Origin of the sequence: Paenibacillus sp. FSL L8-0638, assembly GCF_038593075.1 — a bacterium.
GTDB lineage: Bacteria > Bacillota > Bacilli > Paenibacillales > Paenibacillaceae > Paenibacillus > Paenibacillus polymyxa_D.
Genome location: NZ_CP151960.1, coordinates 637,510 through 660,344, shown reverse-complemented (window position 1 = coordinate 660,344; position 22,835 = coordinate 637,510). Strand labels below are relative to the sequence as shown.

Here is a 22,835-nt window from a genome sequence, read left to right as displayed (position 1 = left end):
TTTAAACCATTGTTTTCCTTTTTGCCTACTTGCTAAATTCAGCAAGTAAAATATTTTTAAATGGATCAGGACTATCAGCTTTAAAGCTGTTCAAATTGACGGCCAATGTATGCTTGCCTCCAAGTGTGCCACCAGCAAAAGTGGTAAACCCTAGAACTCTACCTTTGTGTCCCCATATCGAGACACCGTTTGGAAGCTTAGTTTCAAAGATCCCAAGACCATATCCGGTTCCTTCTCTATCTGTAGGAACTGTAGTAAGCATTTGTTTTAGTTGCTGTTCCTTCAGTAATTTACCACTGAGTAAGTAAGAGAAGAATTTGTTTAAATCGTCAGCAGTAGAAATCATATCTCCATCCGAGCTACCTGGGTTAATATAAGTAACGTCTTTTAGCTCACTTGCTCCGTCTAGTTGGAAATAGCCACGGGCATGCTTGGTGCCTGGAATCACGCTTGAATTGCCAGGTAGGAATGTATTTGACAAATCAAGCGGTTCAATAATCCGATTTTCAACCTCTTCCGCATAGCTGTTTCCAGTTACTTTTTCAATAAGGATCCCCAGTATTACGTATCCTGTGTTTGAATAAGACCAACCCTTTCCTGGGGCAAAGTCTGGGGGAAGAGAAATCCCCATCTTTACGAATTCTTCAGCCGTATACGATTTTTTTGTATCCGTATAATCAAAGTCTTTTGAATTTACATAGTCAGCGATACCACTTGTATGATTCAATATCTGCCGGATAGTAATTTGGTTACCATCATATCCGTTTCCTTGAATGACACCAGGCAACCATTTTTCAATGGAGTCGTCTAGATTCAAGCGGTTCTCTTCAGATAATTGAAGTAGAACTGTTGCAATGAATGTCTTCGTTACACTACCAATGCGAAAGCGAAAATCTGTTTTCATTGGTTTCTTGGTGCTCAGGTCCGCTAACCCAGCGGCATAACTCCATGTTTTTCCACCCTCAGAAGTTTTAGCAAGTATCCCAGGATATCCAAGTTGCAATGTATCCCGCATTGCCTCTTTGACGGAATTACGTTCACTTTGAGTGCTTGTTTGTAACGGACTAGATACATTTTGAATGGACTCCGCTTTTACAATTGAGGTTGGTGTTGTGTATAACAGAGAACTTCCAGCCATTAAAAGGACTAAACCTGTAGATGCAATTTGACAATGCTTTTTCATAAAGATATTCTTCTCCTCTATTCATATTGTATAGGCAGTTATTTGCTGTTTTAGGGCAAGAGTGGATTTACAATTATCTTACTCATTATTATTTTCACAAACGCTATTGTGTCCTAACAAACGGTAATTCCTCTTTTTCCACATGTATGTTAACCCTAGAAATTACTTCTTTTCCTTAAAACACTCTTGTTACTGGTTTGTTTTTCATAAATAGGTCATACCTGTTTCCCCTTTCACGCCTCTTTATTTTTTATCATACACAATGAAAATCTCCCCTCCTCGTTTATTGTTAATGTGTTAAACTGCCTCTATGATTCTAAGTATTTTTCTGTCACATACGGTAGTGTCAAAATGTCACACTATTAAAAATCCTAATATTATTCGGAGTGAATATCTCAATCCAGATGTCGCTGTCAGTGAAGCTGGTGATTTGGCTGTGTCTTATTCGTATTCCCAGTTGCTCCATAACCTCTCTTACCGGAACTCTTGCCAATCTCAATTCAATCGCTTGCATTTTTCTAGGGGGTAACTCACTCTCGTTGCCAACGTAAAAACACCTCCAAGGTTATCTCCATATCTTACGACATGGCTTGATTCTCTTGAAGGTGTTTTGATTTGTCTCACGTTATGGGGTCAGTCCCCTTGATCTACAGTCGAAAAAGGTTCTTTATCTAACTTTACCAATCGATCAAAAACCTTAATTTCAAATCCCGATTCATTTCTCAACACTTCAAACCGGATGTTCTCCTCTACCGCCGGCCCTCCAATTGTAACCTGATCTCCTATCAGCATACCTTCAAGATTAGCTTTTCGACTTAGGCTTAGTTTCATAAAACTCATCCTTTCCTTATTAATTAAGTCCAACTGATCGACTCCACAGCCCGTAGCAGTTATTCAATCAATCTTTACCTCTAAAAATTTTCTCCCGCTGGATTGATGGCTGAACCGAAACATTGTTATCTCCTGACTACAATCAATCATTTTAAGCCCATTATCTTCAAACAGGCATTCAGCATATCCTTGTTTTTATAGATTACAACAGTAATCTCCTGTCGTGCTCTCGTTAGCATTTGGTACAAACGCAGCCCCGTTGTTTCTTTGGACTCCACCTAGGCGACATTCTTTAGCTTGGCGTATTGTTGCAGGTGTAAGGCTTTTGCCGATACCCAACCGCCGATGACAATTGACATCGGACAATTTGTCCGATACAATCAAAACAAAACGGACAAACTGTCCGAATTTATAATATGAAAGGTGAAACTGGGATGCATATCAAAAAGTTGTATTTTTTACCTGTAGGTGAATGTTTCCTAGATCAATCGGCAGTTAATCGAACCCTTGCCCCCGGGAAATTAGTCGGAATGCCTGTGTGGTCTTTTCTATTGGAAACGACCAACGGGCCGATACTCATCGATACGGGAATGCCCGATGCTTTTATCAACAATCCCGATTACTACAAGGGGACTAGACGTGAAGGGCGCGTCGTCCCCAACATGTCTGACGGCGACTCGATCGTAAATGTGTTAAAGCGTGTCGGTTATCGACCTGACGATATTCAAATGGTCATTAGCTCCCATTTACACTTGGATCATTCTGGGGGAAACGGGCATTTCCGCAATACGCCGATCCTTATTCAAAGGGCAGAGTATGATGCGGCCATAAACAATGAGGATTACTCTCCATTAGAGTGCAGGCTGCCCGATTTACAATATCAAATCATTGAGGGTGACCATGAATTGATTCCGGGGGTTCAAATTTTATTCACTCCGGGTCATTCCCCTGGCCATCAATCAGTCCTTGTCACAACGGAAAAGTCGGGTCCAGTGCTACTGACAATTGATGTTGCTTATACTCGGGAGAACTTCGAGAATAGCGTACCGTTCTTGACATTCGATCAAGAGATGGCTGCCAAATCGATTACTCGCATGCAGGAGTTAATTCAGGATGTTCGGCCGTCCTATGTTTTCTTGGGACACGATAGAGATCAGGCGCAAAAATGCCGCACCTTTCCTGACTTCCTGTAATGGAGGGACAGGCTATGGATACTCAATCAATGGCTTTATCCGGCAATGAGCGGAAATTAATGGGGACACTTTGCTTGCTCATTATTTTCGGAAACATCAATATGACCATGTTTAATTTGTCTATACCTTCGATTTCCGCTGACTTTGCCCTGACCTCCTCGCAGGTGAGCTGGGTTATGGTCGGTTACAGCATTTTGATGGCTATCGGCGCCGGTACTTACGGCAAGTTAACGGAGTCCTTTTCCTTTCGCCAGCTGTATGTCATTGGTTTAATCCTTTTAGCTTTCGGCTCTATGATCGGCTTTTTTGCAGCTTCATACTTGCAAGTCATCATTGGAAGACTACTGCAGGCAGCAGGGGCCTCATCCATCTCTCCCCTGTCTTATGCGGCAGTAACCCTGTATTTTAAGCCTACAGTCAAGGGACGGGTGCTGGGAACCTTATCCGCCACAATTGCCTTTGCTTCCGGCTTCGGGCCTGTGTTCGGCGGTTTCGTAGAGCAATACTTTGGCTGGCGTGCTTTGTTCATCGTGTCCAGTCTGAGCCTATTTGTTATCCCTTTGATATTCAAGTATGTTCCTGACAAGAAACACGACCGCGGTTCATTCGATTTTCTCGGAGCTGTTTTGTTCTCCGCGGGACTGGCGTTGGTATTGCTAGGGGTTACGAACTATTGGTTTATGCTCATTGCAGGAGCAGCAGTTCTTCTATGGTTCGGTACTCATATTCAGAAAAAAGAACATCCATTTATCGATGCATCTTTCATGAAAAATGCTCCTTACCGACGAATTCTAGGGATTGGATTCCTTACCTTCGTATGCAACACGGGGTTAACCTTTACTCTTCCTGTCATGATGAAGAATTCCTTTCATTTACCAACTAGTAAAATCGGTCTGCTGATGCTTCCCGGTGCCGCCTGTGCAGCCTTGCTCGGATCCCGGATCGGAAGTTGGACAGATCGTTTCGGAAGCTCCCGTGTGCTTGTCATATCGCAAAGTCTCGTCATCAGCGGATTTATACTACTGGGGGTATCCGTACATTTGCCGCCATGGATCGACGCTTTATTGATCATTATCCTTATGATTGGATTCAACGGTGTCCTCACCTCTAGCAGCAATTTAGTTTCGACGACACTCCGTTCGGCTGAGCTGGGTGTGGGGATGGGTATTTTCACACTGGCCTATCTCCTAGGCGGAGCATTCGGCCCTGCGCTGGTCGGCCGACTGATTGATCTAAAGATGCCTTTTTTTGTTGTTTATTTTACCATTTCCCTGTTGGCAATCCTGACATACTTATTCGCAAGAAAAGCAAATCCTAGCGGAAGCTATGGAAATTAGTTTGGTAGACTTACGACATGTCCGAAAGATACGGAGGATGAATAGATGAGTAAATTAAATTTCCAACTGTCCTTTGCTGCTATTCATGAGCTGGCCGAGGGGATCCGAACAAGGAAAATATCCCCGGTAGAGATTACAGAACATGCGCTTCACCGCATCGAACGTTTGAATCCGAAACTGAACGTTTTCGTTACCCAAACGTCCGAACTGGCGATTGAACAAGCGAAGCAATCGGAACGCGATATTATGCATGGTCGGTACAAAGGGCCCCTTCACGGGATTCCCATCGTTCATAAGGATCTATATTACACTAAAGGGATCCGAACAACTGCCGGTTCAAAAATATTGAACAGCTTCGTCCCCGATTACGATTCGACGGTTGCAGCTAAGCTACATGAGGCTGGAACAGTTCTGCTAGGCAAAGTACAGACTCACGAGTTCGCTGCGGGATTGACAACAACTAGCCCGCACTTCGGTCCTTGCCTCAATCCGTGGAACACTGAACTTGTAACGGGAGGTTCAAGCGGCGGCTCGGCTTCTGCTTTAGCAGCTGGACTTACTTATCTGGGCACAGGCTCGGATACCGGAGGTTCGATCCGCATACCCGCTGCTTTGTGCGGTGTCGTAGGGATGAAGCCGACGTACGGTCGGGTCAGTCGGTATGGTATCATTCCAATGGCTTGGTCATTGGACCACTCGGGTCCGTTGACCCGCTGTGTCATGGATGCGTCCCTGTGCTTGGATGTGATGTCTGGCTTCGATCCAAAGGATGAATCGACTGTCGATCTGCCTGCGCCAGGTATCAAGATGTATCCGAATGGTCTCAGGGGTGTGCGTATCGGATTGCCGACAAGCTACTATTACGAGGATTTGATGCCGGAAGTGGAAGCTGCGATGAAGGCCGCTATCAATAAATTCCGAGAACTGGGAGCAGAAATCATCGAAGTTAGCCTGCCCCTGATCAAACATGTTAGAAGTGCGACGATGGCCATTATGATGACGGAAATGTACTCGTACCACGAGAAGTGGCTTGAGACAGAATTGGAACAGTATGGACCGGACGTCCGAATGTTTCTTGAAAGCAGTAGAGATATTCCGGCTTCCATTTACCTTCAGTCTCAGCGGGCCCGGCAACTAATTGTCAATGATTTTTTGAATGCATTGTCCGGAATCGACATCTTGTTGACGCCGGCAACACCGATCACTGCGCCGCGTGCAGATGATGATGCTAGTGTATTCAGATTGAACTCATTTACGGTTCCGACCAATTTGACTGGCTTGCCTAGCCTGAGCATGCCTTGCGGCTTCTCACCTTCCGGTCTGCCGATTAATATGCAATTGATTGGCCGCCCCTTCGAAGAAGCGACAGTACTAGGTATCGGCAATACTTATGAAATGAATACAGACTGGCACAAGAGACATCCGGATTTGTAAGCCTGACTATATTTGATGGAGGGTAATCTATGGATCAAAAGCAACTTAACTCTGAAGTTGGCAGGAAAGCATCAACCGAAACCGGAACAGATACGACGAGCGACAAGAAAAAAGCATACGAGCAGTTTATTCATACGATCGCAAGTTTAAAGGAACTGGACCTATCGGGCATTGAACCGCATTTGCCTCCAATTTACAAAAAGCACTATACCAAGAAATAAAAAAAAGCTCATCGGTCACCCAAATGAATGTATTTTTAATTTTTCACGAAATGTATTATAATTATGAAGACGGACAACATGTCCGTTTTTCGTGTTAAATAACAGTTAAATTAATGATGAAGGAAGATGTTTATGGTGAATTCAGAATCGCAATCTGTCTCTCTGAAAATTCCCAGAGAGGAGTTAAACCGAAGACGAATTTTGGCGGCGGCTAGAGAACTTTTCATCAAAAAAGGTGTTGACAATGTCAATATGCATCAGATTGCGAAGACTGCTGGAGTAGGACAAGCAAGCCTATACCGCCGCTACTCGGATAAGGGCGACATATGTCAGGAGATCGCGTATGAAGAATACCAACCTTTGTTTGATGAAGTTCAAGCATTTCTTGATCAATCCCCAGAAACCGCTGCCTTGGACCGGCTTTACCATGTAATCGTAAGATATGTCTCTTTTTTAGAGGCGAAAGTTCCTTGGCTCTGTGAGGTCAGCCGGGCCTCAACCGGGCATCGTCCGTTACAATCTCCGTTATGTCAATGGATGCGCAATATAAGCAGAAATATGCTAAATGAGGCCGTTGAACAGGGAGACGTATCCGGGGTGGACATTTCATATACTATTGAAGCCCTGCTGGCCGTGCTTCACAATATCGATTACCATCTCCAAGATGAAGGCTTTACAAGCCAACGAGTTCTTGATGGATTACACCGCATATTTATTGAAGGTTTAAGAGCTAATAGACATTAATTGAGGGGCTGGCCACAAAGCCACATAACATGGATGAGGGATAGTCCTGCGTAACTCCTCTTTTTATCTCATAATGGTATATTGAATGTACAAAGAAACCATATCCTTTCAAATGGTCGGGTGGTACCTCCATTTTACCCAGGAACGGTTTCTTATTATTTTACAATTGGAGAACAGGACGTCCCTAGTCATTTTTATGACTTATGGGACAACCCTTTTTTTTCTGCCAATGGCTGCTATACGAATTGTCCGGATCGGACTTCCATGGGACGCTCTCCTTATTCGGTCTTCTTATCATCAGCAGCGCTCTTTCGTCTACTTCCTGTAGGCTTCGTAGCAGCAGGCTTAGTAGCCTGAGAATCCATGGAGAACAAGCAGGTTTTCATCTTATGTATTCCAAAATTGCAGTTGAAGAGATTTGTACAGCACTTGGGGATTTTATTAACTCATCTTCCAAACTCCACGTCCAACTTCTCCAATCCATAACCAAACCACCTTTACGAAAAGTATCAATTATGATCCGTAATTTGAATCGAATTTGATATCAATAATACCGTATGTTCTCATATATAGGATAGATATAGTAAATAGAAACACAAAAAACCAATAGAAACAAGGGGTTTTGTTTCTACTGGTTTAAAAATGTCTCAAACATATACCAAAAAATGTCTCAGTTATCAACCAAATTAGTCTCAATTATTACCATTAATCACATGTATTGCTAAAAATTTAAATCTTGTAAGCCTTCATAGCTTTTCTTAGCTCTTTGAACGAAGGACGTTTACCATACATTAAGACACCCGTACGGTAGATCTTGGCGGCCAGCCAACCGAACAGCAAAATGGAGGCGACCAGAATACCAAGTGACAGCCAGATTTCCAGCAGGCTCGCCCGTTCCAGACCAATCCGCAGCAGCATGACGGTTGGCGAGAAAAATGGGATGTACCCGGCAACCTTTACGAAAATCGTATCAGATGCGGCGATATTGAAGATACCGATATAAAAGGCTGCTAGTGACAGCACGGTAATCGGCATGATCGCCTGTCCCAACTCCTCGGTACGGCTAACAATGGAGCCCACCGCGGCGAACAGTACTGCGTAGAGAAAGTAGCCGAGGATGTAGAATACCAGACCATAACCCAACACCGCGATATTCAGTTGCGACAGATCCAGCCCGGCTGAGCTAAGAATGACATTATTATGCGGCAGCATAAGGTTGGCACATACAACGGCTGCAAAGACAGCAATTTGCAGCAGGCCGACCAGGAAAATGCCGATAATTTTTCCGAACATCTGGGTCAACGGTGAGACGCTTGTGATGAGAATCTCCATGATACGTGAGCTTTTTTCCGATGTCACCTCTGCAGCAATCATATTCCCCGTCATCATGGAGGAGGTGAAGAATAAGATCATCAGTACATAGACCAAACCATAGTTAATCATAGAGGTCTCTTTTTTCTCTGTCCCCACGGCTCCCCCTGCCTCAGACGGACCGTCTACTTCCCTGCTATCCACCATTACAGGTGTGCTAATTTCGCGAATTTGATCGCTGGTCAATGCATTGCCGCCCATAATGGCTTTGACTTTAGCTTCCTGAAGTCCCGTCTGCAACAATGTAATTACAGCAGGAGATGGCTCTTTTTCTACAGAGACGTACTCTACTTTAGGAAACGTGTCTCCCTTACTGGCAGACTCCGTGAACTGCACGTAACCTTGCAGCTCTCCGTTTTTCAAGGCTTGCTGCATGGCCTGTGTTTGTACGTTGTCATAACGCACCCAGACGGCTGCCGGGTTGGATTGCTCCTTGGTGAATTTCTCCAGTTGATTCGCCACTTCTATCCGGCTCCCGGCAATCAGTCCCAAGCGATGATGCTCGGCTGCCGTCGTGCTCGAACCTCCTGTCCCATCTGCTTTAAACAAAGAAATCAAATATGGCAGATTCATACCAAGCGTAATGAGCAAGGCCAGTACCAGCGTTGTAATGATAAAAGATTTGGTTCTCGCCTTCTGACGAAACGTAAAACCGATTACCGTACCCAGTCTATTCATGGGAATCACCCACCTCTCTTATGAAAATCTCGTTCAGCGTAGGTTCCTTGATCTCAAAATGCTCTACATCCGTTTGCTCCAACGCCGTTTGTAATACCAACTTCGCCGCATTCGGCTGCTCAATATGCAGCATCCAGCCGCGATCCATAGGCTCTACACGGTGCACGCCGGGCAGCTGTTCCAGTCCGTTCACTTCACCTGTAGTGATGAGACGAACTTTTTCACGCGGGTAACGGCCCTTAATCTCCTGCACAATTCCCTGCACAACTGTATTGGAGCGATGCAAAATCGTAATATGGCGGCACAGTTCCTCCACATGCTCCATGCGGTGGGTCGAGAATAAAATCGCAGCCCCATCGTCCCGCAGCTCTTTCACCGTATCCTTAAGCAATTCAACGTTTACCGGATCAAGCCCACTAAAGGCCTCATCCAAAATGAGCAGCGTCGGGCGATGCACAACGGCGGCAATAAAGCCCATTTTCTGCTGATTCCCCTTGGATAGCTCCTCAATCCGCTTGTCGTAATATTCGGGCACTCCAAAGCGCTCCAGCCAGTAGCGTAGACTTTTGTCCGCCTCCTTGGCCGACATTCCGCGCAGCCTGCCCAAATAGTTAATTTGCTCGCTCACCTTCACCTTGGGGTACAACCCGCGCTCCTCGGGCAAATAGCCCATCGTCCGCTGAAGCTCCTTGCTGTAGGGCTTGCCCTCATATTGAATGTTACCTCCATCAGGGTAAATCAGACCGAGCACCATGCGCATCGTTGTCGTTTTGCCTGCTCCATTGCCTCCCAGTAGTCCGTAAATCTCCCCACCGTTCACATTCAGCGAAATTCCGTTCACTGCCGTGTGGTTCCCATATTGCTTCACGACCTCTTTCAATTGCAGCATGCTCATGATTACTCCGCTCCTTTTTTATGCGTGTATGTCTCTGCATCTTCTGATAGTTGTCCCGCAGACCAATATACTAAAATATCATCCAGTTCCAAACGCCGCACACGGATGGGCCGAATGCCCGCTTGTTCCAATATGGCGCTGGTCTTTCCGGCTGCCAACGTTACAATTCGCTGCAATCCGCCTTCGCTCTCCATCTCTACCACTCCCGGAAGTTCCGATGCCTCCTCCGGTGTGCCTTCAAACCACATTTCTTTGCTATTTTCGAGCAAATGGTCTTTTTCCAGCTTGCCGAGCAGCCTGCCATCATGCATCAGGACAATATAATCCGCCAAACGCTTGATCTCGTCTATGATATGAGTAGCAATAATGACCGTCGTTTTGCCGTTCTCCATACAATCCCGCAGTTCCTCCAGCATGATTTTCCAGGCAAAAGGGTCCAAACCCGACGAAGGTTCATCCAACAACAACAATCGAGGATGAGGCGCCAAGGCAGCTGCTAACTCAAACTTACGACGTTCTCCCTTGGACATGCGGGATAATTTCGTATGCTGAGGAACCTGAAATCGTTCCATCAGACGCTGAAAACGTGTTTCATCCCAGCCGGGATACCACAAGGCTCGAAAAGCCGCTGCTGCTTCTGCCGTGAGCCGATCTTCCTCACGGATCGGCTGCTCTGACAGATACCCAACCCATTGTCGTGTATCTGCCGGCATGCCGTCTGGATACGCTTGACCGAACCAACGAATTTCACCGGAATCCGGGTGGATAAGCTGAGTCAGCAGATGAATCAATGTACTTTTGCCTGATCCGTTATGTCCAGTCAAAGCGACCACATACCCCGGTTCAACGGTCAGATTAATCGGTCCAATTACCCGGTTACCTCGAGTTTTATAGACTTGGCTCATCTCAATAATGGGTGTTTTTATCTGTATCTTCACGGGCGTCACTCCTTCACTTGGACTTCATACCTTCTCTTCACCATTTCTGCGAAAAGCTCCAACAATTCCTGTTCTGTCATCTGTACAGCGATGCCTGTGTCAATCGCCGTTTCCAACGCCTCGGTCACTGCTTTAAGGCGGTAACCTGAGCGCTTATCGTCTTCGACCAGAGCTACGAAGGTGCCCGTTCCCTGCCGGGTACGAAGCAAGCCTTCGTTCTCCAAATCCTGATAGACCCGCCGGACGGTGATGACGCTGCAGCGGAGCGTCCCTGCGAACTCCCGAATGGAGGGAAGCAGCGTTCCCGCTGCAATCTGTCCGGTTACGATGAGTGAACGAAGTTGCTTTTCAATCTGCGCATACAGCGGTTCCGCGCTATTCTCATCAATTTGCACTGGTATATTCACCTGCTTCTCCCCCCTTTTTATCTATCTTTGTACACATACCGCTAAGTTAAATCCCGTTTCATAAGCTTACGCTGTGTCACCCTGTAGGACATCCACATACCCAGAGCTCCTGCCAGCAGCGCTCCCCACATCACCGGAGACAACAGCTGCCATTCCTTGCTGTAAAATGCCGTTATCGATACCAGATTGGCCCCACATACTCGAACTATAATCGTAACTATCCCACAAATTAGCATGATGACAATGGATAGCCAAAAGTAGGATTTACCTTTTTTAAGAAATTCCAAATGAATATAAATGGCTTGAATCAGCATTCCGTAGCCTATCCAGGTAAGTGCAAACGATACAAAGAAACCTGTACTGGCATATACCCGAAACGTAGCTGACAACGTAAACAAGAGAGTGAAAAATATCACACTATTCACAACAAACGCCAAAAGCGCCTGTTGAATTCGACTCATAATCACCGCATTCATCGGTATAGGCAAGGTGCGGAAAAAGGCTAGCATATGCGTATAGGAATCTTCCTGAAGATATTTAAATGCACGGCGGTTATAAATGTATCCGAGAAACGGAATCAACACCAGCATGATAAAATCGGCTACCGGACTCAAGTTTCCACGTTCATCCCAATGCACACTTACAGCAAAACTCATGGTAAATCCCAAATACGCAATAAACAGCAATGTCCACAGCATAACATATGGATTGTTGCGAAAATCCTGCCGGGTAATCTTCCATGCCTGCTTGATGATTGTCATTTTCTTATCCTGATCCCTTCTGCACTGCCTGTAATGACGACCTCGTTCTCTCTTCATACGAAGTTATTATTAAAGTAATCAGTGTTATTACTGTATATATCTTTATACACAGTATATAAACCATGAATTACAACTGTCAATACCTGAATGTAAATTGTGCGTACAATCACAATAGCTCGTCAGGACCTATGCTACTCTGTAAATGATAAACGTTCTCAATCAAGGGGATGAACAAATGGATAAGATACTGCACTGGAATGAGCCGATTTTTAACCTTGTTAACCGTTATCCCGAAGTGAAGGACATTATGGTAGAGCTGGGTTTTCATGATATCGCCAAGCCCGGTATGCTCCAAACCGCAGGTCGTTTTATGACATTGTCCAAAGGTATTGCATTGAAAAAATTAGCTATGGAAACCGTGGAACGCACGTTTTTGCAACATGGTTTTACCATTCAAAAATAAAGGAGCTAACGATCATGAGCGAGCTAATTAACAACCGTGAACATACAGCACAGGAATTAACGGAACGCCAACAAACGCTAAAGGAAATTATAAAAGAATTACATGCCGGGAAAAGCGTGGAGGAAGTCAAGGCACGTTTCGCAGAGGCTGTTGGCGGAGTAAGCGTGGCGGAGATTTCAGCTATGGAGCATGCATTGATGACTGAGGAGGGAATTCCCGTATCGGAAGTGCAGCGTCTTTGTTCTGTGCATACATCGATATTCAAGGGTTCCATTGAGGATATTCATCGTCCTTCAGGACCAGAGGAACAACCGGGACATCCTGTTCATACCTTCAAGCTGGAAAATCGAGAGATCGAACGGCTGGTCAATTTTAAGCTGGCATTGCATGCGGACCAATTTCAAAAGGACGACAGTCCCAAAATTATCTACAAGCTACTGGAAGATTTAAGTCTGCTGCTCGATCTCGATAAGCACTATAGCCGCAAAGAAAATCTGGTCTTTCCTTATCTAGAACGCTATGGAATTTTTGGTCCAACCAAAGTCATGTGGGGTGTGGACGACAGCATTCGTGCCGCAATCAAGGAAGCGAAGAGTCTGCTCACCGAATATAACGGAGATCGTGAACAGATTGGGAAGGCACTTGCCCATATCATGAGCGAAGTGAATGAAATGATATTCAAGGAAGAGAATATTTTGCTGCCGATGGCACTCAGTAAGCTGACAGAGGATGAGTGGCTGAAAATAGCCCGGGAAAGCGAGGAAATTGGATTCTGCCTGACCGCCCCCGAGCGCGAATGGATACCCGAACGGGCAGAGGAGCCTGCAGAAGCCCTTGAGCAAACGGAAGGCACATCAGGAACACCGCAAGGCTTCGTGCGATTCGAGACAGGGATTGTATCCGTACAACAATTGGAACTGCTGTTGAACCATCTACCTGTTGACCTGACCTTTATCGATGAAAATGATGTTGTTCGCTATTTTTCCCATGGTAAGGAACGAATCTTCGCGCGCACGAAAGCCGTCATTGGTCGTACCGTTCAGAATTGCCACCCACCCCAAAGCGTGCATGTTGTTGAGAAGCTGCTGGAAGATTTTAAGGCAGGCCGCAAGGATGTTGAAGATTTTTGGATTCCAATCAAGGATAAATTTGTCTACATCCGTTATTTTGCCATCCGTGATGCAGAGGGCCGCTATCTGGGAACGTTGGAATTTACGCAAAATATCGCACCCATTCGTGCCTTGGAAGGACAAAAGCGTATTCTATCCGAATAGTATCCAACCGTAAGCCACCATGTTCAGATTTTTGCCATCCATATTTATAATATGTTGTTCTACTATAAGTTTGGCTCCCAACCTTTCATAAAAGGTACATGCTGGATTATCTGCTAGCACCCATACGATCACAGAGTGAATATCCATACTATTGAAATGTTGAAGCAGACGTAAATATAGTCTCTTCCCCAAGCCTAAACTATGGTATTCACTCAAAACGTAAATTGCCGTTATTTCTCCCCCATACGGGGGATATTCACCTGACTTTTCCGGACCCCCACTCACAAATCCGATGATTTCCCCCTTCTCATTTTCAGCAACATATACCCGATGACCGTCTTCACTGGATAGATTCACATTCCACAGTTCTGTTCTTTGCTCATAGGAAATCTGTTCCAGAACCTGGGCAGGCATTATTTCTTTGTACGTCGTCCTCCAGCAATCTACGTGCACCTTGGCGATGCCCTCGGCATCTGATATCGTTGCTTCCCTGATGATCATGTGAGTTCCACTCCTAGTTTCCAATATTATACTTTATATATACCGACGATCCGAATCTAGATCTATAATAAGAATGTTCATTGCTATTCATTCCTGGAGGATTCGACTTGAATAAAATTGTTTCATTTTATGTACGTTCGTGGCTGTAGCTGTATTGATCATAGGCTGGAGTATCGGGTTGACGCCCGTAGGCAATCTGGTCTTTCAATATGTATTTGGTGTGTCCCCGGAATTGATCGAACCTACCAAGAACGTATTTCAGGTTCTTACTTTACTATACATATGGGTAGCTGTCCGTAACATATATCAGGGACTTATTATTAACAAGCACCGAACGGCATGGATGACATTCAGCTCGTCCATACGTATTATCGTGATGTTACCAAACCTATCTTTATCGGTAGGCTGTTTTCTGTAGCTTTGCAATTCTCGCGCTTATTCTGTGTATCTGCTTTTTTCCAGGACTAGACGGCAAAGTGGCGGGAATTGTGATGGCTGTTTCCGATGAATGCATCATCCTGAAAAAAACTTACCTAGAGAGCCTTATGCAAAGGACCCGCACATTGACTCCCTATGGCACAACTCGCTTTTACGAGGTCAAAATATAAGGGCCGTTCTTTGTAATCGCAATCGTGTGCTCGTATTGGGCTCCCCAACTGCCGTCTGCTGTGCTGATGGTCCAGCCATCGTCCCCCCAGAGCACGGCCCCCTCGGTTCCGAGGGTAAATACCGGCTCAATGGTAATCACCATACCTTCGCGCAGGGGTAATCCCGTTTTGGGACGACCGTAGTGCAGAACCTCTGGCGGCTCATGCATTTGGCGGCCAATGCCATGCCCGATCAGAGGCTTGACGTTGCCGAACCGCCGCCAGCCTGCCGCTTTTTCCACAGCATGCCCGATATCCCCCAATGTCCTCCCCGGGCGGGCAACCTCTATACCGCGCATCAGTGCCTTATGGGTCTGCCGCAACAGTCTCGCTACCGGGCGGCTAATGTTACCTACCGCATAGGTCCATCCTCGGTCAGCCAGCCAACCGTCCTTGTTAACCACAATGTCGATGGTCACAATATCCCCATCATGAAGCACCCGCTCCGAGGGAAAACCATGGCACACCACCTCATTGACCGAAGCGCAGGTGGCATAAGGGAAACCTTTATAGCCCTTTTGTTCAGGCGTAGCTCCGCGCTTGTTTAAAAACTGCTCCACCCAAGCATCGATTTCAAGCGTTGTGATTCCCGGAAGAATACGACTTTCCAGCGTACGATGACAATCTGCCAAAATACGCCCGGCCTCCCTCATGTAGCCGATTTCCTCCGGTGTTCGTATCGCTATCTCTATTGGAATCCGCCTCCTTTGAGCATACAAATACACTAAACCTATCCCATTGTATGCAGGGCAGACACAAAAAAACCGTCTCCTCTGTGGATAGACGGTTTATAAAAGTCGTATTTCTAGTTTTTCGGGTAATCGAACCCTTTAAGATACTGAAGAATTTATGCGACCGAGTTCGTTTTCCACCACCATGGTCAACTCTTCCTCATACCCTCCTGTAATCCGGTATTTTCGCACATATTCCTTTACAAATTTTTTGGGATCCTTAGGCCGGAAAATTCGAGTCATTTCCCGCAGACTTTCCTTTACTTCATTGTGACCTTTCGTTGCCATGTAACTCCCTCCCAAAACGTTGAAAATAAGTGCTCCGTTGAAGAGAATGCCGAAAAGTATTGATGTCCTTATGCAGTGAAGTAGTATGTCTAATTGCAGCTTAGGTCGGGAACGCCTTAGGCAGGCATGTACCTGACACTTGTATTAACCGATTTTCTTTTGGCTGAATCACTACCCCATTATAACATATTCAGATACAGCTTTCAGCTTTCCAGTAAATTTACATTGATTTTACCTATCTTTTACGCATCATGTCATTTGGGGTACTCCATCAGCTGTTGCACAGAGGGTATACCTTATTTATCGGTTTTTGGAGTGTATGTGTTTGGGGTAAAATAAATAAACATAACAAGGAGGGAAAAGGATGAGCCGCTATGCTCCGCTGTTCACTGCACCTGTTGCCCGTATGTCTGCCCTGAACATAGGAACTTGTGAAGAGGAGGGCATCAATGTCTCCTTACTTGATCAGGCAGACCGTGAAGTTCAAGCCAAGTTTCCTAAAATGCACAGCTTCCTGCTGCTGCGCCACGGTAAACTGATCTGGGAACGCTATTACAACGGTCATGAAGCAAGCTCTCTGAACGATTTGCGATCCGCGACCAAAAGCTTCACTTCCACGCTCATCGGCATAGCTATGGCTCGCGGTGATATGCCCGGGCCAGAGACGGCTGTGCATAAGCTGTTGCCTGAGTATTTGCCTAGGCGGAAGGAAACACTGCTAGAGCAGATTACGATTCGCCATCTGTTGACCATGACATCCGGCTTGTATTGGCAGACAGGCAAAAAGCTCGGAGAAGCTTTTATCCACCGTTTTCATCGCAGCAAAAGCTGGCCGTCCTTTGCCCTGCGCTTACCTGTACAGGAGGATCAACTCGGTGTATTCCAATATCGCAGTGTTGATTCGCACTTGTTGTCCGTGCTACTGACCCATTGTTGTGGGATTGACGCCTATACGTACGCTCTCCAGCATCTGTTCGAACCCTTAGGTTTTGGGAAAAGTGGTTGGGCACAAGATCCAGAGGGCTACACCATGGGACATATCGGGCTATATCTGACATCGCGTGACATGGCTAAATTCGGCGACTGCTGCCTTCATCAAGGCAGCTGGAACGGAAAAGAATTGATACCGGCCGATTGGCTGCATCAGGCGACACAGCGACAGGTCGAAGGCTATCCAGAATTCGGGGATTACGGATTCCAATGGTGGACAGGACGACTCCACGGCATCAACTACGCGTGTGCACACGGACATGGAGGACAGCAAATTTATCTTGTGCCAGAAGCGAACGCAGTCGCGGTATTTACAGCAGACAGCAAGGTGAGCCGTTGGAAAAATCCGCGAACACTACTGGAGCGTTACGTTTTGCCAGCCGTATCCTCCCTCAACTTGGAACGTTCCTGAAATGAGCTTCAATGTGCTTATTGAATATAGGGGGCTAAACAATCATGGAAGTCTCACCACCAAAAATTCTAATATTGTACGCCAGTTACGGGGAAGGCCATGTACAGGCCGCCCGATCAATTAAGGACAGTTTGCGAAGACTCGGACACTGCGAGGTACGACTACTTGACCTAATGGCTGAATCTCATCCCTGGTTGAACAGTCTGACCAAATTTGTATATATGCAAAGCTTCAAAACCATTCCACAGCTTTACGGATGGGTCTATAACATCACGCGCGGTATGCAGGCTACATCGGCCTTCGGCCATGTGTTGCATTCATTCGGAATGCGTCAACTTACGCTCACACTGAAAAAGGAGTTGCCCGACCTCGTAGTACATACATTCCCGCAGCTCGCGCTTCCGGCGTTACGTCGCAAAATGGGAATGCATTTGCCGATTGTCAACGTGGTTACGGATTTCGATCTGCATGGGCGCTGGCTGCATCCCGATATTGACCGCTACTATGTAGCCACTGAGGATATGCAGCAGGAAGCTGCCCAGCGGGGAATACCGATCGAACGCATTGCCGCGACGGGCATTCCGATCCACGCTTCTTTTTATAACATGTCTGCCGACGGAGTGCCTGTTCAAGAACAGCTAATCCCACCGTTACAGGCTGAGACTACTACGCTACTCATTATGGCTGGGGCCTATGGTGTGCTATCCGGCATACTGGATATCTGTCAGCAATTAAGCCAGCTTCCTCAGTTGCGGCTACTCATCGTCTGCGGACGTAACCAGCAACTGAAGGCAGAATTGGATGCGCTGTATGCAGACTACCCGGACATTTACACCTATGGATTCGTGGACTTTGTTCCAGCACTTATGCGTGCGAGCAATCTGGTGATTACGAAGCCGGGCGGCATTACACTCTCAGAAAGCATTGCATCCGGTTTGCCTATTCTTGTGTTCAAGCCCGTACCCGGTCAGGAGCTAAATAATGCTCTATATTTGCAGCAAAAAGGAGCTGCCCGGATTGCTCGCACTACGGAGGAGCTGATTCAGCATTGTCTCGACCTGATTTCCATCCCCTCTCTTGCTGAAGAGATGACGCAGGCGATTAAGCTACTTCGCAAACCTCATCCCGCAGACCAAATTGCCGAGGATATTTTGCATCAGCTTATGGATAAAAGAACCTCCGTCCGGACAAATTAACGGAGAATAAGCCAGACGGAGGGATACCAATGGAACGCAAAGGAAAGGATTTACTCCCACTAACGGGTGATAAGGTAGAAGTGGACGGTGTTTATATTGATGAGGATGGACATGAGCAGCATTTGCACAGAGGCCAGCATTTTCCCGCTGATGTAGTTTTGGGTACTTCCGAGTGGAAAATGACCGAATATGCCTTTGATAACCATCACGAAGGACGTACCGATGAACGACTTATCCCCAAAGAGGATGACAAGAATAAAATGGGTAAAATCACACACCCACGCCGCCATTTAAAAACTGGTGACCGATAATTACGGAAGTATATCCACAATTACACCCAATATGTTGATAGTTTGTGGACAAACTGTGTGCAAAGTATGAATTATCGTAATATTATCTACAGATTGTGCGCAATTTGTGTATAAATCATGTTATTTCTGTGGATAAACATTAATATGCGGTGGATAAAGTGTATACAACATGTGCAAAACATGTGCATAACCGTTTAAAAGGCTGAACGAATTCTTTTCGTTCAGCCTTTTTCGTATTTTTATACACATTCTCTAATTCATTTTTTTACCGAGATCGGGTATGTTCGAACGAGAAATCGCTCCCGGAACGATGAGTTGCCCAAAAAGGACTCTATCCCATTAACGGAGACTCATCGAAAATTCGCAAATAGCGCATAGAGGAGTGTAAAATGGAAACGGGGACGAACAGAGTCAAAAGAGGAATTACCGAAATGTCATAAGGCGTAGTCATCATAGAAATTCTCGCTTCAGGCGGGCGAACATATGCAGGAACGCGGTATATAGAAGCATCTAGCAAAACTCGTTGACCAAAATTTGGAGTAGGGGTGATCCGAATGGCATCTATTAAAATCCTTTCACTTAATGTCGGCATGCCCAAGCAGATCCAGTTTAATCAGAAGGACGTTTCTACGGGGATATTCAAGTCGGCCACAGATGAATATTTGTATTTATCTTATCTAAACTTCGAAGGGGATGGGCAGGGCGATCTAGTTCATCACGGGGGTAAAGAGAAAGCTGTATGCGTCTATCCCTACGAGCACTATCCGTTCTGGGAAAATGAATTGCGGAGACCGCTCGATTACGGCGCGTTCGGGGAAAATTTAACGATAAAGGGTTTGCTAGAATCCGACGTTTGCATTGGAGACGTCTTTAAGCTTGGCAAAGCTATCGTTCAAGTTAGCCAACCGAGACAGCCTTGCTACAAGTTGTCCATCAAGTACGGCGTACCGGACATGCCCTTGAAGGTACAGCAAACAGGCCACACAGGATTCTACTTCCGCGTTCTGGAAGAGGGAGTTGCCTCTAAAGCCGACGGACTATCCCTCCTTCATCGCCATCCGAAAGCAATTACGGTTTCATTTGCCAATCGAATTATGCATCAAGAGAAGAATCATATCGAGGGTATTAAGCAAATTCTTGAAGTTGAAGAATTGTCCTTAAACTGGAGAAATACGTTTCTAAAACGTTTGGCGGGAACCGAAACGGATTCTCGGGAAAGACTATCAGGCAATTCGTAAGGTGGAAGTGGTTCAATGAGTCTGCAAGCTCGTCTGGCTGCAGTCGAACATCGAATCTGCGAAGCTTGTGGGCGATGCGACAGAAGCGCAGTCCAAAGGTTATCGCCAAATTCGAGTATATCCATTCGCTTGACCGCTTATCCTTTGTGTAGAGCCAATTTTTTACCGAGATCGGGCATATCCTTCAATCCTGTCCTCATAGCTTGTATAGTACGGAGACTTAGCTTGAATCTTTTATAAAGGAGGATATGCCTGACATGTCAGTCTATAAGTCTTCCACAGGATTGGATGAAAATATAGCAGCTGTCCTGTGCTATTTGTTCGCCTTTATTGGCGCGCTGGCCTTTGTCATGCTGGAAAAGAAAAGCCGATTCGTATTATTTCACGCACTGCAATCCATACTTCTTTTTGTAGCCCTCATGATCGGACATGTGCTGGTAGGATTCATCCCCCTACTCGGTCCTTTCCTCGCTTCCCTGCTAACGCTGGCAGGCCTTGCCTTGTGGATTATCTTGTTAATTCGTGCGGGACAAGGAAAGTGGCTCAAGCTTCCCTGGATAGGCGATCTGGCTCTTCATCAATCCCGGCAGTTATGAAAACAGCAAAAAACCTTGATCCTAAGCAAGGAATCAAGGTTTTTTATGTTTGGGCAGTTCATTTTTTTACACTAGCTTCTTCTGTCCTATATGGATGTGTCCCAGCTTATCTGGATTAACCATTAAATAAAAATTCTGAATATGCTCCCCGTCCGGTGTCAGTATGAGACATAAGGTTTCTCTCACTTTTCCGTCTTCCAGAAATGCAAGCTGGACCTCGCCATTGATGACGGTATGGCACACATCTCTTTCTCGTAAAACGGTTAATACCCGACGAGAAGTCAACAGGGCAAGAACACCTTTGCGTACAACCATCGGCCTCATCACCGTATGCACATTACCTCCGCCATCTGACACAAATACAGGTTGTTCAGCCAGTAGTTCCAGCATAGCAGTCACATCGTAGGCAAGAAAAGCTGTTGTAAAACGTTCTAGTAGTTTTATTCGGGATGAGTTATTCACATTGCGACTGGACTGAGCCTCAAGAGCAGATTCTCCGGAAGATAGAATACGACGGGAGCGACTGAACAACTGACGACAGTTGCTCTCCGTCTTCCCCAGCAATTCCGCAATATCTTTGTAATCATATTGAAAAGCTTCCCTCAGTACAAAAACAGCCCGCTCTATCGGCTTTAGCTGCTCCAGCAAAACCAGAAAAGCGTAAGATATCATATCTTTACGCTCTAACCAATCCGCAGGGAGATCTGCGCTTTCACCCAACGGCTCCGGCAGCCACTGTCCTACATATGTCTCTCTTTGCTTGCGTGCAGAGTTCAACAGATTCAGGCACCGATTCATCGTCATTTTGGCCACATAGGCTTTGGGATTGTGTATATTATCCAGGGGCTTATCCTTCAGCTCGACAAAGCAGTCTTGAACGACATCCTCGGCATCTGTAACCGTTCCAAGCATGCGATAAGCAATGGCAAAAGAATATTTGCGATATTTCTGATACAGCTCTTCCAGACTTACATCCACCGATTCTTGTTCAATTCTATGTTCTTTGCCAGACAAAGCATAGCCCCCTGTTCATTAAAGAATGCCCGGATACATGCCCGTTGCAATTGCAATCCGGTTCCAACTGTTAATCACGTTAACTGCGGTAATCAAATCTACGTATTCTTCCTCGGTAAAATGCTCTCTGACCCGATTATACAAATCTGTAGGTACCCCTTGTTCAGAGATACGGGTGACTGCTTCAGCTAATTCAAGCATAACACGTTCTTTTTCCGTGAACAAAGGAACCTCCCGCCATAAGGCTAGCTGCAAAATGTGGTCAGCATAATCCCCCAGCTTGAGTAGATCCTTCGCATGCATATCCAGACAATAGGAACATCCATTGATTTGGGATACTCTAATTTTCAGTAGTTCGTACAATACTTTGTCTGTAAAACGACCGGAAATATATTTCTCCATCTCCATCATCGCCTTGAACGTACTAGGACTCACTGTTCTGTGATTGAATCTTAAACTCACGATACATCGCCTCCATTATTGGTTTACATATAGAAGACAAATGAACATGTGATTTTGTGACAAAGTGCAATACATCAATTTGGAATTGCCCTCAATTGACATAGCATGTATTATAGATAAATGATTTTATGCAAAGAAGGTGAGCACTCACATGAGCGGAAAAGGTATTATAAAAGAATTTAAGGAATTCGCTGTACGGGGTAACGTGATTGACCTTGCGGTCGGTGTTATCATCGGTGGAGCGTTTGGCAAAATTGTCACTTCTGTGGTAAACGATATTATTATGCCTCCGATTGGTAAGCTTCTGGGAGGTATGAATTTTCCAGATTTGTATGTAGCTTTACAAGCTGCTGATCCTTTAAATGGTGACGGTACACGCAAGACTTTGGCACAGGCCAAAGAAGCAGGGATCGCGGTCCTCGCCTATGGTCAGTTCATTAACGTCCTGCTGGACTTTCTGATCGTGGCCTTTTGTGTGTTCATGCTGGTCAAAGGGATTAACATGCTGAAACGCAAAGAGGAAGAAAAACCTCCTCAGGAAAAAACGATCAAGGAATGTCCACATTGCCTATCCGAAATTCCTGTAGCCGCTACCCGTTGCGCACATTGCACTTCCAAGCTGGAAGGGTACGTGGAAGCACGCTGACTCAACCCACTTATATGACTACAATAAACGGCTTAAGACGGTCTATCGTCTTAAGCCGTTTTGGCATGTATAG

At 45.7% G+C, this 22,835-nt stretch carries 26 protein-coding genes; 14 read left to right on the top strand and 12 right to left on the bottom strand.

Going from position 1 to position 22,835, the window contains the following annotated elements:
• Window positions 1–25: 25 nt before the first annotated feature.
• Together MKY35_RS02960 and MKY35_RS02955 are read right to left on the bottom strand one after the other, a co-directional pair.
• Complete coding sequence (locus tag MKY35_RS02960; protein WP_342445540.1) at window positions 26–1,183, bottom strand: serine hydrolase domain-containing protein; 1,158 nt, start codon at window positions 1,181–1,183, stop codon at window positions 26–28.
• A gap of 633 nt (window positions 1,184–1,816) precedes the next feature.
• Window positions 1,817–2,023 carry a hypothetical protein gene (locus MKY35_RS02955; RefSeq protein ID WP_342445539.1) on the bottom strand — a complete coding sequence of 69 codons (207 nt, stop codon included), beginning with the start codon at window positions 2,021–2,023 and terminating at the stop codon, window positions 1,817–1,819.
• Between the two features lie 425 nt (window positions 2,024–2,448).
• Between MKY35_RS02955 and aiiA the strand changes: the two genes are divergently transcribed.
• The 5 genes from aiiA (at window position 2,449) to MKY35_RS02930 (ending at window position 6,943) form a co-directional block, all read left to right on the top strand.
• Entirely contained in the window at window positions 2,449–3,207 is a 759-nt protein-coding gene (gene aiiA, locus MKY35_RS02950) for an N-acyl homoserine lactonase AiiA (protein WP_342445538.1), read from the top strand.
• A 14-nt stretch (window positions 3,208–3,221) separates the two neighbouring features.
• On the top strand, window positions 3,222–4,544 hold the full coding sequence (locus MKY35_RS02945; protein WP_039270445.1) for an MFS transporter: 1,323 nt from the start codon (window positions 3,222–3,224) through the stop codon (window positions 4,542–4,544).
• Between the two features lie 45 nt (window positions 4,545–4,589).
• On the top strand, window positions 4,590–5,978 hold the full coding sequence (locus MKY35_RS02940; RefSeq protein WP_342445537.1) for an amidase: 1,389 nt from the start codon (window positions 4,590–4,592) through the stop codon (window positions 5,976–5,978).
• Window positions 5,979–6,007: 29 nt separating this feature from the next.
• A complete protein-coding gene (locus MKY35_RS02935; RefSeq protein ID WP_342445536.1) occupies window positions 6,008–6,199 on the top strand; it encodes a hypothetical protein in 192 nt (63 codons plus the stop codon).
• A gap of 132 nt (window positions 6,200–6,331) precedes the next feature.
• Window positions 6,332–6,943 (top strand): TetR/AcrR family transcriptional regulator, encoded by a 612-nt coding sequence (locus MKY35_RS02930; RefSeq protein ID WP_342445535.1) that lies wholly within the window; start codon window positions 6,332–6,334, stop codon window positions 6,941–6,943.
• A gap of 729 nt (window positions 6,944–7,672) precedes the next feature.
• On the opposite strand, the gene MKY35_RS02925 is transcribed toward MKY35_RS02930, so the two are convergent.
• From MKY35_RS02925 to MKY35_RS02905, 5 genes are read right to left on the bottom strand one after another with little or no spacing between them, the layout of a single operon-like run.
• Window positions 7,673–8,992 (bottom strand): ABC transporter permease, encoded by a 1,320-nt coding sequence (locus tag MKY35_RS02925; protein ID WP_342445534.1) that lies wholly within the window; start codon window positions 8,990–8,992, stop codon window positions 7,673–7,675.
• Window positions 8,985–9,887: an ATP-binding cassette domain-containing protein gene (locus tag MKY35_RS02920; RefSeq protein ID WP_342445533.1), complete on the bottom strand. Its 903-nt coding sequence runs from the start codon at window positions 9,885–9,887 to the stop codon at window positions 8,985–8,987. The genes MKY35_RS02925 and MKY35_RS02920 overlap by 8 nt, the downstream gene beginning before the upstream one ends.
• A 2-nt stretch (window positions 9,888–9,889) precedes the next feature.
• Window positions 9,890–10,792, bottom strand: coding sequence for an ABC transporter ATP-binding protein (locus tag MKY35_RS02915; RefSeq protein WP_342446590.1), 903 nt, complete (start codon window positions 10,790–10,792; stop codon window positions 9,890–9,892).
• A 38-nt stretch (window positions 10,793–10,830) separates the two neighbouring features.
• On the bottom strand, window positions 10,831–11,232 hold the full coding sequence (locus MKY35_RS02910; protein WP_039270421.1) for a GntR family transcriptional regulator: 402 nt from the start codon (window positions 11,230–11,232) through the stop codon (window positions 10,831–10,833).
• Between the two features lie 41 nt (window positions 11,233–11,273).
• Window positions 11,274–11,993 carry a hypothetical protein gene (locus tag MKY35_RS02905; RefSeq protein WP_029515935.1) on the bottom strand — a complete coding sequence of 240 codons (720 nt, stop codon included), beginning with the start codon at window positions 11,991–11,993 and terminating at the stop codon, window positions 11,274–11,276.
• A gap of 235 nt (window positions 11,994–12,228) precedes the next feature.
• Between MKY35_RS02905 and MKY35_RS02900 the strand changes: the two genes are divergently transcribed.
• A complete protein-coding gene (locus MKY35_RS02900) occupies window positions 12,229–12,456 on the top strand; it encodes a DUF1858 domain-containing protein (protein ID WP_342445532.1) in 228 nt (75 codons plus the stop codon).
• 14 nt (window positions 12,457–12,470) lie between these two features.
• Window positions 12,471–13,730, top strand: coding sequence for a DUF438 domain-containing protein (locus MKY35_RS02895; RefSeq protein ID WP_342445531.1), 1,260 nt, complete (start codon window positions 12,471–12,473; stop codon window positions 13,728–13,730).
• On the opposite strand, the gene MKY35_RS02890 is transcribed toward MKY35_RS02895, so the two are convergent.
• Window positions 13,719–14,231, bottom strand: a complete 513-nt coding sequence (locus MKY35_RS02890; protein ID WP_342445530.1) for a GNAT family N-acetyltransferase — start codon at window positions 14,229–14,231, stop codon at window positions 13,719–13,721. The two genes, MKY35_RS02895 and MKY35_RS02890, sit on opposite strands and share 12 nt — an antisense overlap.
• Before the next feature lie 139 nt (window positions 14,232–14,370).
• Between MKY35_RS02890 and MKY35_RS02885 the strand changes: the two genes are divergently transcribed.
• Complete coding sequence (locus MKY35_RS02885) at window positions 14,371–14,649, top strand: hypothetical protein (RefSeq protein WP_342445529.1); 279 nt, start codon at window positions 14,371–14,373, stop codon at window positions 14,647–14,649.
• 171 nt (window positions 14,650–14,820) lie between these two features.
• On the opposite strand, the gene map is transcribed toward MKY35_RS02885, so the two are convergent.
• A complete protein-coding gene (gene map, locus MKY35_RS02880) occupies window positions 14,821–15,603 on the bottom strand; it encodes a type I methionyl aminopeptidase (protein ID WP_080658580.1) in 783 nt (260 codons plus the stop codon).
• A gap of 105 nt (window positions 15,604–15,708) precedes the next feature.
• Window positions 15,709–15,897 carry a hypothetical protein gene (locus tag MKY35_RS02875; RefSeq protein WP_007428354.1) on the bottom strand — a complete coding sequence of 63 codons (189 nt, stop codon included), beginning with the start codon at window positions 15,895–15,897 and terminating at the stop codon, window positions 15,709–15,711.
• A 364-nt stretch (window positions 15,898–16,261) separates the two neighbouring features.
• Between MKY35_RS02875 and MKY35_RS02870 the strand changes: the two genes are divergently transcribed.
• From MKY35_RS02870 to MKY35_RS02850, 5 genes are all read left to right on the top strand, one after another.
• The gene (locus MKY35_RS02870) at window positions 16,262–17,299 is read left to right on the top strand and encodes a serine hydrolase (protein WP_342445528.1); all 1,038 of its coding nucleotides are present in this window, start codon (window positions 16,262–16,264) and stop codon (window positions 17,297–17,299) included.
• 44 nt (window positions 17,300–17,343) lie between these two features.
• Window positions 17,344–18,495, top strand: coding sequence for a glycosyltransferase (locus MKY35_RS02865; protein WP_342445527.1), 1,152 nt, complete (start codon window positions 17,344–17,346; stop codon window positions 18,493–18,495).
• Window positions 18,496–18,524: 29 nt separating this feature from the next.
• A complete protein-coding gene (locus tag MKY35_RS02860) occupies window positions 18,525–18,806 on the top strand; it encodes a hypothetical protein (protein ID WP_029515942.1) in 282 nt (93 codons plus the stop codon).
• Window positions 18,807–19,360: 554 nt separating this feature from the next.
• Window positions 19,361–20,044 (top strand): MOSC domain-containing protein, encoded by a 684-nt coding sequence (locus MKY35_RS02855; RefSeq protein WP_039270413.1) that lies wholly within the window; start codon window positions 19,361–19,363, stop codon window positions 20,042–20,044.
• A gap of 257 nt (window positions 20,045–20,301) precedes the next feature.
• Complete coding sequence (locus MKY35_RS02850) at window positions 20,302–20,640, top strand: DUF4870 domain-containing protein (RefSeq protein WP_342445526.1); 339 nt, start codon at window positions 20,302–20,304, stop codon at window positions 20,638–20,640.
• 66 nt (window positions 20,641–20,706) lie between these two features.
• On the opposite strand, the gene MKY35_RS02845 is transcribed toward MKY35_RS02850, so the two are convergent.
• Window positions 20,707–21,654: a sigma-70 family RNA polymerase sigma factor gene (locus MKY35_RS02845; RefSeq protein WP_039270411.1), complete on the bottom strand. Its 948-nt coding sequence runs from the start codon at window positions 21,652–21,654 to the stop codon at window positions 20,707–20,709.
• An 18-nt stretch (window positions 21,655–21,672) separates the two neighbouring features.
• Complete coding sequence (locus MKY35_RS02840) at window positions 21,673–22,116, bottom strand: carboxymuconolactone decarboxylase family protein (RefSeq protein ID WP_039270408.1); 444 nt, start codon at window positions 22,114–22,116, stop codon at window positions 21,673–21,675.
• A 151-nt stretch (window positions 22,117–22,267) separates the two neighbouring features.
• On the opposite strand from MKY35_RS02840, the gene mscL reads away from it, so the two are divergent.
• Window positions 22,268–22,762 (top strand): large conductance mechanosensitive channel protein MscL, encoded by a 495-nt coding sequence (gene mscL, locus MKY35_RS02835; RefSeq protein ID WP_029515947.1) that lies wholly within the window; start codon window positions 22,268–22,270, stop codon window positions 22,760–22,762.
• Window positions 22,763–22,835: the final 73 nt, after the last annotated feature.

Bases quoted from the DNA above. Each gene is read 5' to 3' on its own strand.
- MKY35_RS02960 (WP_342445540.1), bottom strand. From the start codon at position 1,183: ATGAAAAAGCATTGTCAAATTGCATCTACAGGTTTAGTCCTTTTAATG.
- MKY35_RS02955 (WP_342445539.1), bottom strand. From the start codon at position 2,023: ATGAGTTTTATGAAACTAAGCCTAAGTCGAAAAGCTAATCTTGAAGGT.
- aiiA (WP_342445538.1), top strand. From the start codon at position 2,449: ATGCATATCAAAAAGTTGTATTTTTTACCTGTAGGTGAATGTTTCCTA.
- MKY35_RS02945 (WP_039270445.1), top strand. From the start codon at position 3,222: ATGGATACTCAATCAATGGCTTTATCCGGCAATGAGCGGAAATTAATG.
- MKY35_RS02940 (WP_342445537.1), top strand. From the start codon at position 4,590: ATGAGTAAATTAAATTTCCAACTGTCCTTTGCTGCTATTCATGAGCTG.
- MKY35_RS02935 (WP_342445536.1), top strand. From the start codon at position 6,008: ATGGATCAAAAGCAACTTAACTCTGAAGTTGGCAGGAAAGCATCAACC.
- MKY35_RS02930 (WP_342445535.1), top strand. From the start codon at position 6,332: ATGGTGAATTCAGAATCGCAATCTGTCTCTCTGAAAATTCCCAGAGAG.
- MKY35_RS02925 (WP_342445534.1), bottom strand. From the start codon at position 8,992: ATGAATAGACTGGGTACGGTAATCGGTTTTACGTTTCGTCAGAAGGCG.
- MKY35_RS02920 (WP_342445533.1), bottom strand. From the start codon at position 9,887: ATGAGCATGCTGCAATTGAAAGAGGTCGTGAAGCAATATGGGAACCAC.
- MKY35_RS02915 (WP_342446590.1), bottom strand. From the start codon at position 10,792: ATGAGCCAAGTCTATAAAACTCGAGGTAACCGGGTAATTGGACCGATT.
- MKY35_RS02905 (WP_029515935.1), bottom strand. From the start codon at position 11,993: ATGACAATCATCAAGCAGGCATGGAAGATTACCCGGCAGGATTTTCGC.
- MKY35_RS02900 (WP_342445532.1), top strand. From the start codon at position 12,229: ATGGATAAGATACTGCACTGGAATGAGCCGATTTTTAACCTTGTTAAC.
- MKY35_RS02895 (WP_342445531.1), top strand. From the start codon at position 12,471: ATGAGCGAGCTAATTAACAACCGTGAACATACAGCACAGGAATTAACG.
- MKY35_RS02890 (WP_342445530.1), bottom strand. From the start codon at position 14,231: ATGATCATCAGGGAAGCAACGATATCAGATGCCGAGGGCATCGCCAAG.
- MKY35_RS02875 (WP_007428354.1), bottom strand. From the start codon at position 15,897: ATGGCAACGAAAGGTCACAATGAAGTAAAGGAAAGTCTGCGGGAAATG.
- MKY35_RS02870 (WP_342445528.1), top strand. From the start codon at position 16,262: ATGAGCCGCTATGCTCCGCTGTTCACTGCACCTGTTGCCCGTATGTCT.
- MKY35_RS02865 (WP_342445527.1), top strand. From the start codon at position 17,344: ATGGAAGTCTCACCACCAAAAATTCTAATATTGTACGCCAGTTACGGG.
- MKY35_RS02860 (WP_029515942.1), top strand. From the start codon at position 18,525: ATGGAACGCAAAGGAAAGGATTTACTCCCACTAACGGGTGATAAGGTA.
- MKY35_RS02855 (WP_039270413.1), top strand. From the start codon at position 19,361: ATGGCATCTATTAAAATCCTTTCACTTAATGTCGGCATGCCCAAGCAG.
- MKY35_RS02850 (WP_342445526.1), top strand. From the start codon at position 20,302: ATGTCAGTCTATAAGTCTTCCACAGGATTGGATGAAAATATAGCAGCT.
- mscL (WP_029515947.1), top strand. From the start codon at position 22,268: ATGAGCGGAAAAGGTATTATAAAAGAATTTAAGGAATTCGCTGTACGG.